This is a genomic window from Streptomyces sp. NPDC060194 (assembly GCF_042728285.1).
Classification (GTDB): Bacteria; Actinomycetota; Actinomycetes; order Streptomycetales; family Streptomycetaceae; genus Streptomyces.
Genome location: NZ_JBHWZH010000032.1, coordinates 17,405 through 28,230 on the forward strand (window position 1 = coordinate 17,405; position 10,826 = coordinate 28,230).

General features: G+C 74.1%; 10 protein-coding genes. 8 read left to right on the forward strand and 2 right to left on the reverse strand.

Annotated features, from left to right (window positions below):
* Positions 1-1,566, forward strand: coding sequence for an Rv2231c family pyridoxal phosphate-dependent protein CobC (gene cobC, locus ACFWEG_RS09910; protein WP_387211498.1), 1,566 nt, complete (start codon positions 1-3; stop codon positions 1,564-1,566).
* A gap of 125 nt (positions 1,567-1,691) precedes the next feature.
* Here the strand turns inward: cobC and ACFWEG_RS09915 are convergent, their stop codons facing one another.
* A complete protein-coding gene (locus ACFWEG_RS09915) occupies positions 1,692-2,660 on the reverse strand; it encodes an SCO1860 family LAETG-anchored protein (protein WP_387211501.1) in 969 nt (322 codons plus the stop codon).
* Between the two features lie 363 nt (positions 2,661-3,023).
* Between ACFWEG_RS09915 and ACFWEG_RS09920 the strand changes: the two genes are divergently transcribed.
* Positions 3,024-3,350 carry a YciI family protein gene (locus ACFWEG_RS09920; protein ID WP_387211504.1) on the forward strand — a complete coding sequence of 109 codons (327 nt, stop codon included), beginning with the start codon at positions 3,024-3,026 and terminating at the stop codon, positions 3,348-3,350.
* Between the two features lie 37 nt (positions 3,351-3,387).
* Positions 3,388-4,758, forward strand: coding sequence for an RNA polymerase sigma factor (locus tag ACFWEG_RS09925; RefSeq protein WP_387211507.1), 1,371 nt, complete (start codon positions 3,388-3,390; stop codon positions 4,756-4,758).
* 10 nt (positions 4,759-4,768) lie between these two features.
* On the opposite strand, the gene ACFWEG_RS09930 is transcribed toward ACFWEG_RS09925, so the two are convergent.
* Positions 4,769-5,854: an amidohydrolase family protein gene (locus ACFWEG_RS09930; protein WP_387211510.1), complete on the reverse strand. Its 1,086-nt coding sequence runs from the start codon at positions 5,852-5,854 to the stop codon at positions 4,769-4,771.
* A gap of 80 nt (positions 5,855-5,934) precedes the next feature.
* Here ACFWEG_RS09930 and ACFWEG_RS09935 point away from each other — a divergent pair, with 80 nt between their 5' ends.
* The 5 genes from ACFWEG_RS09935 to thpD all read left to right on the forward strand — a co-directional run bounded on the left by ACFWEG_RS09935 (position 5,935) and on the right by thpD (position 10,684).
* The gene (locus ACFWEG_RS09935) at positions 5,935-7,041 is read left to right on the forward strand and encodes a pyridoxal-phosphate-dependent aminotransferase family protein (RefSeq protein ID WP_387211512.1); all 1,107 of its coding nucleotides are present in this window, start codon (positions 5,935-5,937) and stop codon (positions 7,039-7,041) included.
* 310 nt (positions 7,042-7,351) lie between these two features.
* The gene (gene ectA, locus ACFWEG_RS09940) at positions 7,352-7,882 is read left to right on the forward strand and encodes a diaminobutyrate acetyltransferase (RefSeq protein ID WP_387211515.1); all 531 of its coding nucleotides are present in this window, start codon (positions 7,352-7,354) and stop codon (positions 7,880-7,882) included.
* A 164-nt stretch (positions 7,883-8,046) separates the two neighbouring features.
* The gene (ectB, locus tag ACFWEG_RS09945; RefSeq protein WP_387211518.1) at positions 8,047-9,315 is read left to right on the forward strand and encodes a diaminobutyrate--2-oxoglutarate transaminase; all 1,269 of its coding nucleotides are present in this window, start codon (positions 8,047-8,049) and stop codon (positions 9,313-9,315) included.
* A 41-nt stretch (positions 9,316-9,356) separates the two neighbouring features.
* Positions 9,357-9,767: an ectoine synthase gene (locus ACFWEG_RS09950; protein ID WP_387211520.1), complete on the forward strand. Its 411-nt coding sequence runs from the start codon at positions 9,357-9,359 to the stop codon at positions 9,765-9,767.
* A gap of 14 nt (positions 9,768-9,781) precedes the next feature.
* Complete coding sequence (gene thpD, locus ACFWEG_RS09955; protein WP_387211523.1) at positions 9,782-10,684, forward strand: ectoine hydroxylase; 903 nt, start codon at positions 9,782-9,784, stop codon at positions 10,682-10,684.
* Positions 10,685-10,826: the final 142 nt, after the last annotated feature.

The following is a 10,826-nucleotide window of genomic DNA, read 5'->3' on the forward strand; positions in this document are numbered from 1 at the left end:
ATGCCTACCGGCCGCGATGCGCCCCCGCACGCGGGGAGTGCGCGGGACGGGCTGGTCGTCGGGGTGGGGGCGCGGCGGGGTGCGGGCGCGGACGAGGTGCTGGGCCTGGTCACCGCGGCGCTCGCCTCTGCGGGGCCGGCCGCGGGTGACGTCGTCGCGGTGGCGACGGTCGAGGCGAAGGCCGTCGAGCCGGGGATCGTCTCGGCGGCGGCGGGGCTGGGGGTGCCCGTGTGGGGCTATCCCGCGGCGGTCCTGGCGCGCGTCGACGTGCCGCACCCCTCCGCCGCGGCGCGGGCCGCCGCCGGCACCTCCTCCGTCGCCGAGGCGGCGGCGCTCGCGGGCGGGGGCGAGTTGGTCGTCCCCAAGCGCAGGTCCGCGCGCGTCACGTGCGCGATCGCGCGTCTCGGCGGGTTCGGCCGGCTCCCGCCGCCGACCGCACGCGGTGCCACGGTTGGCCTCGTCCCCGCAGGGGGTAGCCGCACTGTTCCGGAACCGTCATCCGCACCCTCAGGAGCACCAGTGAACGACGCCCCCTCCCTCGACCTCCGCCACCACGGCGACGTGGAGGTCGCGGGCCGGTTCGATCTCGTCGACATGGCGGTGAACGTACGGGCGGGCACGCCGCCGCTGTGGCTGCGGGAGCGGATCGGGGCCGCGCTGGAGGGGCTGGCGGCGTACCCGGACGGCCGGCGGGCGCGGGCCGCGGTGGCGGCGCGGCACGGGGTGCCGGAGGAGGGCGTGCTGCTGACGGCGGGCGCGGCGGAGGCGTTCGTGCTGATCGCGCGCGGGCTCGGGACGCGCCGGCCGGTGGTGGTGCACCCGCAGTTCACGGAGCCGGAGGCGGCGCTGCGGGACGCCGGGCACGAGGTCGGGCGGGTGCTGCTGCGGGAGGCGGAGGGCTTCCGGCTGGACCCGCGGGCGGTGCCGGAGGACGCGGACCTGGTGGTCGTCGGCAACCCGACGAACCCGACCTCCGTCCTGCACCCCGCCGAGACGCTGGTCCGTCTCGCCCGCCCGGGACGGATCCTGGTCGTCGACGAGGCGTTCATGGACGCGGTGCCGGGCGAGCCGGAGTCGCTGGCCGGGCGCACGGACGTACCGGGCCTCGTCGTCCTGCGCAGCCTGACGAAGACCTGGGGCCTGGCCGGGCTGCGGATCGGCTACGTGCTCGGCGAGCCGTCGGTCGTCGCGCGGCTGGAGCGGGCGCAGCCGCTGTGGCCGGTGTCCGCGCCCGCGCTGACGGCCGCGGAGGCGTGCATGTCCGAGGGCGCGCTCGCCGAGGCCGCCGAGGCCGCGGAGGCGGTGGCCCGCGACCGCGCCTACCTGGCCGAGGGGCTGGCGGAGCTGCCCGTGACGGTGGTCGCCCCGGCGGCCGGCCCTTTCCTGCTGCTCAGGACGGCCGGCGCGGACGGCGTACGGGAGCGTCTGCGCGACCTCGGCTTCGCGGTCCGCCGCGGTGACACCTTCCCCGGCCTCGGCCCCGACTGGCTGCGGCTCGCGGTCCGCGACGCGGACACCGCGGACCGGTTCCTCTCCGCGCTCCGCAAGGCCCTCCCCGACGCGTGAGCCCCGGCGCCGGGCCGGCCCGCGACGGCGGCAGGCGCCTCCCGAAGGCCCGCCGGCCCTCGGGAGGCGCCTGACTCCCCCGGGCGGAGCCCTCCCCGGCTCCACCCACCCCCCGGAATGTGGTCTCAGCCGCGGCGCCTCGCCGCCACGAGCGCCCCGCCGCCCGCGAGCACCAGGACGGCCGCGCCGCCCGCCAGGTACGGGGTCGTGGAACTGCCGCCGGTCGCGGCGAGGTTCTCGACCTGCGGGTCGGGCTCGCCGCCGCCCTGCGGACGGGTGTCGGGCGCCGGGTCGGCGGCGGGCTCGTCGTCCGGCTGGGCGGCGGTCTCGGTCTCGGTCTCCGGCTTCTCCTCCGGCTTCGGCCCGGGCGCGGCCTCCGGGGACGCGCAGGTGGCCTCGACGAGGGTGAGCGTGCCGGTCACCTCGGCGACGTTCAGCTGCAGCGGGTCGACGGACACCTGCAGCTGCAGCGCGGTCGCGGCGGCGCTGTCGTCGGTCGTCGAGCGCTTGGCGAGTTCGAGGGTCACGTCCCCGACGGCCGGCACGGACACCTTGGTCGGCCCGCCGGCCGTCAGCGTGACCTTCCTGCCGAGGACGGACACCGCGCCGAGCACGTTCGCCTCCGCGGTCGGCTTCGCGCCGGCGGCGCAGACCGCCTCCGCGGTGACCTTCTCCACCTCGATCAGCGAGAGCAGCGGCAGCCCCGGCACGTGCACCTTGGCGTGCGCGAGTTCCGCGAAGCCGGTGGCGCGCTCCTTGTCGGCGGTGGCCCGGGCGGTGGCGACCTGCGCCTTCACCATGCTGACGGGCTGCCCCCCGCCGACGCCGTCCAGCTCGACGGTCAGCGCCGTGCGGTCGGCGTTCCCCGGCGCGGTCACCTCGTTGAGGCTGGTCCGCACGGGGACGTCGACCGTTTTGTTCAGCAGGCCCACGTCCAGCCCCGCCCGGAGCACGACCGCCCCCGCCCTGCCCGATCCGCCGCCGTCCTCGCCCCCCTTGCCGCCGTCGCCGTGGGCGTACGCGGGCGAGGCGGCGAGCAGCAGTGCGGTGGACGCCAGGACGCACGCGGGCACGCGGAAGGTGTTGCTGTTCAAGATGGTGGAACCCCCACAAGAGATCTGGAGTCGTCGCGCCCGCCAATGGGGGACATCGCGTGCGGCGACGACCTCGACTCCGGAATCTTTACGCACGGAGAGTGAACGGGCCACCACCTGACGTGAGTTCACCTGAACGGGTGGTTTCCGGCAGTGGGTTCGAATCGACTGCCACACACGTTCCCCCGCGCCCCACGAACGGCCGATCCTGGGCCGCGGAACGCCTCGAACGACCGCTGCCCGCAGGAGTCACGACGGGGTCAACCCGGTGCCGCGAGAATTTTCTCGCGACCGGCGGTAGTAATCGGCGGGGACCGTTCGTCGTAGGGGCAGGAGCATCACCGAGAACCCGGAGGACACCTCATGAAGTACCTGCTGCTGGTCTGCACGGAAGGCCCCTTCGAGGCGAGCGAGGCCGAACTCGACCCCACCGCCTGGGTCGAGGAGAACGACCGCAAGGGCGTGCGCCTGCTCGGCGACCGGGTGCGGCCCGCCGAGGACGCGACGACCGTCCGGGTCCGGGACGGCCGACTGCTGCTCACCGACGGACCGTTCGCCGAGACGAAGGAGCAGATGGGCGGCTTCGACGTCGTCGAGTGCGCGGATCTCGACGAGGCGATCGAGGTCGCGGCCGCGCACCCGATGGCGAAGTTCGGCATGATCGAGATCCGCCCGTTCTGGACGGAGTGACGGGCGGCGCGAGCGCGGGGCGGGAGAGGGACGGGCGGTGACGGCGGACAGCGGGACGCAGGCGGGCCCGGCGAGGGGGCGTGACGCGTCGGCGGCGCGGACGGGGTCGTCGGGGCACGGTCGGGCCGGGGCGACGACCCGGCGTACCGGGCCCGCCCCGGCCGGCCCCGACCCCGACGACCTCGACGACCCCGTCCGCGCCGCCGTCGCGACCGCGTACGCCGAGGAGTGGGGGCGGGTGCTCGCCACGCTGATCCGGCTGACCGGGGACTGGGAGCTGGCCGAGGAGTGCGTGCAGGAGGCATTCGCGCGGGCGCTGGAGCGCTGGCCGGACGACGGGGTGCCGGAGCGGCCGGGGGCCTGGCTGACGACGACCGCGCGCAACCGGGCGGTGGACGTCCACCGCCGCCGGGTCCGGGAGGAGGCCAAGCTCCGGGAGGCGGCGACGGCGGCCCCGGGCGGGGCGCCGGCGGACGGCGGCGTGGACACCGACGACCGGCTGCGGCTCATCTACACCTGCTGCCACCCCGCGCTCCCCCTGGAGGCGCGCGTCGCGCTGACCCTGCGCACCCTCGCGGGCCTGTCCACGGCCGAGATCGCCCGCGCGTTCCTGGTCTCCGAAAGGACCATGGGGCAGCGGCTGTTCCGCGCCAGGAGCCGGATCAGGAACGCCGGGATCGGCTTCCGCGTGCCGCCGCCGCACCGGCTCGCCGAACGCACCGGGGGCGTCCTCGCCGTGCTGTACCTCCTGTTCAACGAGGGGTACGCGCCGACGGGCGGCCCGGGCCCGGTCCGCCGCGAGCTGACGGCGGAGGCGATCCGGCTGACCCGGCTGCTGGTCGGGCTGGCCCCGGGCGAGCCGGAGCCCGAGGGGCTGCTCGCGCTGATGCTGCTGCACGACGCACGCCACGCCGCCCGCACGGACGCGGCCGGCGAGACCGTCCCGCTCGACGCGCAGGACCGCTCGCGCTGGGACCACGACGCCACGGCGGAAGGGCTCGCCGTCCTGGACCGGGCGCTGCACCGGCGGCGGCCGGGCCCGTACCAGATCCAGGCCGCGATCGCCGCCTGCCATGCGACCGCGGCGACGGCGGCGGACACCGACTGGCCCCAGATCGCCCTGCTGTACGCGGAGTTGGCGAAGCACACGCCGGGCCCGGTGGTCGAGCTGAACCGGGCCGTCGCGGTGGGCATGGCCGAGGGCCCGGACGCCGGGCTGCGGCTGCTCGACGCGCTGGAGGGCGCGCTGCCCGGCTACCACCTGCTGCCCGCCGCCCGCGCGGACCACCTGCGGCGGCTGGGCCGCCGGCGGGAGGCGGCCGCCGCGTACGAGGCGGCGCTCGCGCTGGCCTCCGCCCCCGCCGACCGGCGGTTCCTCTCCCGCCGGCTCGCCGAGGTCGGCCCCTGAACCGGCGGGTTCAGTACACCCGCCCGCGCAGCACCACCCCCCGCGGGTCCGCGAGGAGCGACACGTCCGCGCGCGGATCCCCGCCGTAGACGACGAGGTCCGCGGGCGCCCCCTCCTCGAGCCCCGGGTGCCCGAGCCACTCCCGGGCCCGCCAGGTCGTCGCGGAGACCGCCTCCGGGGCGGGGATGCCGGCCTTGACCAGTTCGGCGACCTCCCGTGCTACCAGCCCGTGCGCGAGCGAGCCGCCGGCGTCGGTGCCGACGAAGACGGGGATGCCGGCGTCGTGGGCGTTGCGGACGGTCTCGTGGCGGCGGGCGTGCACCTGCCGCAACTGAGCGGCCCAGGCCGGGTACTTGTCCGCGCCGGCCTCCGCGATGTGCGCGAGGGACTCGGTGTTGACGAGGGTGGGCACGATCGCCACGCCGCGTTCGACGAAGAGCGGGATCAGCTCGTCGGTGAGGCCGGTGGCGTGCTCGACGCAGTCGATGCCGGCCTCGACGAGGTCGCGCAGCGAGGACTCGGCGAAGCAGTGCGCGGTGACGCGTGCGCCCTGCCGGTGCGCCTCCGCGATCGCCTCCTCCAGCGCCTCGCGCGGCCAGCACGGGGTGAGGTCGCCGGCCTCGCGGTCGATCCAGTCGCCGACCAGCTTGACCCAGCCGTCCCCGCGCCGCGCCTCCGCCCCGACGTACGCGGCGAGGTCCTCGGGCTCGATCTCGTGGGCGTAGTTGCGGATGTAGCGGCGGGTGCGGGCGATGTGCCGGCCCGCCCGGACGATCCGGGGCAGGTCGTCGCGGTCGTCGACCCAGCGGGTGTCGGACGGCGAGCCGGCGTCCCGCAGCAGCAGCGCGCCCGCCGCCCGCTCGGTCAGCGCCTGCTCCTCGGCGACGGCGTCGGGCACCGCCCCGTGGGCGTCGAGGCCGACGTGGCAGTGCGCGTCGACGAGGCCGGGCAGCGCCCAGCCCTCCACCGTCCGCACGTCCCCCGCGAGCGGCCGATCGAAGGTGATCCGCCCGCCCACCACCCACAGTTCGTCGGTCACGTCGTCGGGTCCGACCACGACCCTGCCCCTGACGTGCAGCATCTCGTGTTGGCTCATGGGCAGCACTGTACGAGCGCGTGAGTACTCTCGTCGTGAGACCCCGAGAGGCCCCGCAACCAGCCGAAATGAGCACCGCCGTGACCCACCCCCTTCTGGACCTGCCCCCGCTGACGGCCGACCGCTTCGCGAGCATCGAGCGCCGGGTGGCGGCGCTGCTGCGCACCGGGCACGACGTCGTCGTCATGCAGGGCGAGGCGCTGCTCCCCCTGGAGGGCTGCATCCGCGGCGCCGCCGGCCCCGGCACCACGGCGCTGAACGTGATCACCGGGCCGTACGGGCAGACCTTCGGCGACTGGCTGCGGGACTGCGGCGCGACGGTCGTGGACCTGGCCGTCCCGTTCCACACCGCGGTCACCGCCGAGCAGGTGGGCGAGGCGCTCGCCGCGCACCCGGAGATCGACTTCGTCTCCCTGGTGCACGCCGAGGCGGCGACCGGCAACACCAACCCGGTCGCCGAGATCGGCGAGGTCGTACGGGCCCACGGCGCGCTCTTCTACCTCGACGCCGTCGCCTCCGTCGGCGCGGAGCCGCTGCTGACCGACGCCTGGGGCGTCGACCTGTGCGTGATCGGCGCGCAGAAGGCGATGGGCGGCCCGGCGGGCGTCTCGGCGGTGTCGGTGAGCCCGCGGGCCTGGGAGCGCTTCGCGGCCAACCCGAACGCCCCGCGCCGCTCCTACCTCTCCCTGCTCGACTGGAAGCAGCGGTGGATCGACGGCGGCCGCCGCGCGCTGCCGCACGCCCCGGCGCAGTTGGAGATGCTGGCCCTGGAGGCCGCCCTGGAGCGGATCGAGGCGGAGGGCGCGGAGGCGGTCATGGCCCGCCACGCCCGGGCCGCCGCGGCCACCCGGGCCGGCGCCCTCGCGCTGGGCGGCGGCCTGGAGCCGTTCGTGCACGAGGCGCGGGACGCGGCCCCGGTCGCCACCACCCTGCGGGTGCCGGCCGCGGCCGACGCCTCGCGTCTGGTCGCAAGGGCGCTCGCCGCCGACCCCGCCCTGCCGCTCATCGCGGGCGGCGGGGCGCTGGCGAAGGAGATGATCCGCGTGAACCACTACGGCCCGGACGCCACTGAGGACGCGGTGCAGGCCTCGCTCGCCGCGCTCGGGGCGGCGCTGGCGGAGGACGGGGCCGCGGTGGACCTCGCGGCGGCGAAGGCCGCGGTGACGGCCGCGCGGCACGCCGGATAATTCGACGGGGAATTCCGGGAAGAAAACAGGGAAGCGGGAAGCGGCGTTTATCGGAAGCCGCTTCCCGCTTTCGCTTTTGCCCAGCCCTCAGCATCTCAAACAAGCCCGTTCGGATCAGTTTGCAGATGCGTTCCCCGCCTGTGACGCACTCCACACGACGACCGTTTTGACGGGGTGATAACGGGCAAACCGCCACGATCGGGCTCGGATTCGCGTGATTGCACGCCCGCGCGTGATAACACGGGAGGAGGTCTGAGGTAACCCCCCACCTCGATGCATTTTTTGGTCCTTCTCGGTAAGTTCAATTCGCATGACCGCCGCAATGACGACCGAACAACCCGCTCTCCATATCGACGTACCGCGTATCGAGGACGGTGCCGCCCTCTGGCGGATCGCCCGCGACTCGAAGGTGCTCGACCTCAATTCCTCGTACAGCTACCTGCTGTGGTGCCGTGACTTCGCCGGCACCTCCGTGGTGGCCCGCGACGGGAGCGGGGAGCCGGTCGGTTTCGTCACCGGGTACATCCGCCCGTCGCGGCCGCGCACGCTGGTGATCTGGCAGGTCGCCGTCGACGCGTCGCAGCGCGGACGCGGTCTGGCCTCCGTCCTGCTCGACGCGCTGACCGCCCGGGTGACCGCCGACCTGGCGCACACCGACGGTCTGGCGTCCCTGGAGACGACGATCACCCCGGACAACACCGCCTCCGAGCGACTGTTCACGTCCTACGCCGAGCGCCACGGCGCCGACGTCGAGCGCGAGGTCCTCTTCGACGAGAACCTCTTCCCCGACGGCGGCCACCTGCCCGAGGTGCTGTACCGGATCGGCCCGCTGGCGCCGTAGGCCGCACCGCGCGCCGAGCCGCACGGCCCCGCGCCGTGCCCGCCGGGCGAGCCGCGCCCCCGTGCGCACGCGAAGTGCCCGTCGCAGAGCCCTGTCCGCGCGCCCCGAAACACCCTTCACCCCCACCCGCAAGGCCGAACTTTGCTCCCAGGAGGAGACCCGCTGTGACCATCACCCCGCCCGCCCTGAGCGTCTTCGAGACCCTGGAGTCCGAGGTGCGCAGCTACTGCCGCGGCTGGCCCGCCGTCTTCGACCGGGCCCAGGGCAGCCACCTGTACGACGAGGACGGCCACGCGTACCTCGACTTCTTCGCCGGCGCCGGTTCGCTCAACTACGGGCACAACAACCCCGTTCTCAAACGGGCGCTGATCGACTACATCGAACGCGACGGCATCACCCACGGCCTGGACATGGCCACCGCGGCCAAGCGCAACTTCCTGGAGACGTTCCAGAACACGGTCCTGCGCCCGCGCGACCTGCCGTACAAGGTCATGTTCCCGGGCCCGACCGGCACCAACGCCGTCGAGTCGGCGCTGAAGCTGGCCCGCAAGGTCAAGGGCCGCGAGTCGGTCGTCTCGTTCACCAACGCCTTCCACGGCATGTCGCTCGGCGCGCTCGCCGTCACCGGCAACGCGTTCAAGCGGGCCGGCGCCGGCATCCCGCTGGTGCACGGCACGCCGATGCCGTTCGACAACTACTTCGACGGCTCCGTCCCGGACTTCCTGTGGTTCGAGCGGCTCCTGGAGGACCAGGGCTCGGGCCTGAACAAGCCGGCGGCGGTGATCGTCGAGACCGTGCAGGGCGAGGGCGGCATCAACGTGGCCCGCGCCGAGTGGCTGCGGGCGCTGCAGGACCTGTGCCACCGCCAGGACATGCTCCTGATCGTCGACGACATCCAGATGGGCTGCGGCCGCACCGGCGAGTTCTTCTCCTTCGAGGAGGCCGGCATCACGCCGGACATCGTCACCCTGTCGAAGTCGATCAGCGGCTACGGCCTGCCGATGTCGCTCTGCCTGTTCAAGCCGGAGCTGGACATCTGGGAGCCGGGCGAGCACAACGGCACCTTCCGCGGCAACAACCCCGCCTTCGTGACGGCCGCCGCCGCGCTGGAGACGTACTGGGCCGACGGGCACATGGAGCAGCAGATCCGCGCCCGCGGCGAGCAGGTCGAGCAGGTGCTGCTCTCCGTCGCCGCCGAGAACGCCGAGTCCGGCGCCTCCTACCGGGGCCGCGGGCTGGTCTGGGGCCTGGAGTTCGCCGACAAGGGACGCGCCACCGCCGTCTGCAAGCGGGCTTTCGAGCTGGGGCTGCTGCTGGAGACCTCCGGCCCGCAGAGCGAGGTCGTCAAGCTGCTGCCCGCGCTGACGATCACCCCCGACGAGCTCGACGAGGGCCTGCGCATCCTGGCCCGCTCGGTGCGCGAGACCGCCTGAGACTTCCCCCACCGACACAGAGCTGAGAGGTACCACTCACCGTGCTAGTCCGTTCGTTCAAGGACATCGAGAACACCGACCGCCACGTGAAGGCCAAGTCCGGCACGTGGGAGAGCAAGCGCATCGTGCTCGCCAAGGAGAAGGTCGGCTTCTCGCTCCACGAGACCGTGCTGTACGCCGGGACGGAGACGTCGATGTGGTACGCGAACCACATCGAGGCCGTGCTCTGCGTGGAGGGCGAGGCCGAGCTGACCAACGACGAGACCGGCGAGACGCACTGGATCGAGCCGGGCACGATGTACCTGCTCGACGGTCACGAGAAGCACACCATGCGCCCGAAGACCGACTTCCGGTGCGTCTGCGTCTTCAACCCGCCCGTCACCGGACGGGAGGACCACGACGAGAACGGCGTCTACCCGCTGCTCACCGAACCCGAGACCGAGGAGGTCTGATCACCGTGACCGCCATGGCCGACACCGCATCCCCCGCGCTCACCGACGCCTACCCGACCCGCGGCGCCACCGAGGTGGCGACCCCGCGCCGTGACCCGGTCGTCTGGTCGGCGCCCGGCGCCCCGGGGCCGAGCACGCGCGCCGACCTGGAGTCGTTCGAGCGCGACGGCTTCCTCTCGCTGCCCGAGCTGCTGACCCCGGACGAGGTCGCCGTATACCGCGCCGAACTGGACCGGCTGGTCGCCGACCCGCGGGTGCGGGCCGACGAGCGCGCGATCATCGAGAAGTCCTCGCAGGAGGTCCGCTCGGTGTTCGAGGTGCACAAGCTCAGCGAGGTCTTCGCGGCGCTGGTCAGCGACGAGCGGGTGGTGGGCCGCGCCCGCCAGATCCTCGGCTCGGACGTCTACGTCCACCAGTCGCGGATCAACGTCAAGCCCGGCTTCGGGGCGTCCGGCTTCTACTGGCACTCCGACTTCGAGACCTGGCACGCCGAGGACGGCCTGCCGAACATGCGGACGGTGTCCGTCTCGATCGCGCTGACCGAGAACCTGGACACCAACGGCGGGCTCATGATCATGCCGGGCTCGCACCGCACCTTCCTGGGCTGCGCGGGCGAGACACCGCGGGACAACTACAAGAAGTCCCTCCAGATGCAGGACGCGGGCACGCCGTCCGACGAGGCGCTGACGAGGATGGCCGACGAGCACGGCATCCGGCTCTTCACCGGCCCGGCCGGCTCGGCGACCTGGTTCGACTGCAACGCGATGCACGGTTCGGGCGACAACATCACGCCCTACCCGCGCTCGAACGTCTTCATCGTCTTCAACAGCGTGGAGAACGAGGCGGTGGAGCCGTTCGCGGCCCCGATCCGCCGCCCGGAGTTCATCGGGGCGCGGGACTTCACGCCGGTGAAGTAACGCAGCGCCCGGCCGGGGGCCCGGGGGTCGCCCCCGGGACAACACAGCATCGGGGCGCGGGACTTCACGCCGGTGAAGTAACGCAGCGCCCGGCCGGGGGCCCGGGGGTCGCCCCCGGGACAACACAGCATCGGGGCGCGGG

What these genes read in the sequence shown, in the direction of transcription:
- cobC (WP_387211498.1), top strand. Translation starts at nt 1, where the DNA reads ATGCCTACCGGCCGCGATGCGCCCCCGCACGCGGGGAGTGCGCGGGAC.
- ACFWEG_RS09920 (WP_387211504.1), top strand. Translation starts at nt 3,024, where the DNA reads ATGAAGTACCTGCTGCTGGTCTGCACGGAAGGCCCCTTCGAGGCGAGC.
- ACFWEG_RS09930 (WP_387211510.1), bottom strand. Translation starts at nt 5,854, where the DNA reads ATGAGCCAACACGAGATGCTGCACGTCAGGGGCAGGGTCGTGGTCGGA.
- ectA (WP_387211515.1), top strand. Translation starts at nt 7,352, where the DNA reads ATGACCGCCGCAATGACGACCGAACAACCCGCTCTCCATATCGACGTA.
- thpD (WP_387211523.1), top strand. Translation starts at nt 9,782, where the DNA reads ATGGCCGACACCGCATCCCCCGCGCTCACCGACGCCTACCCGACCCGC.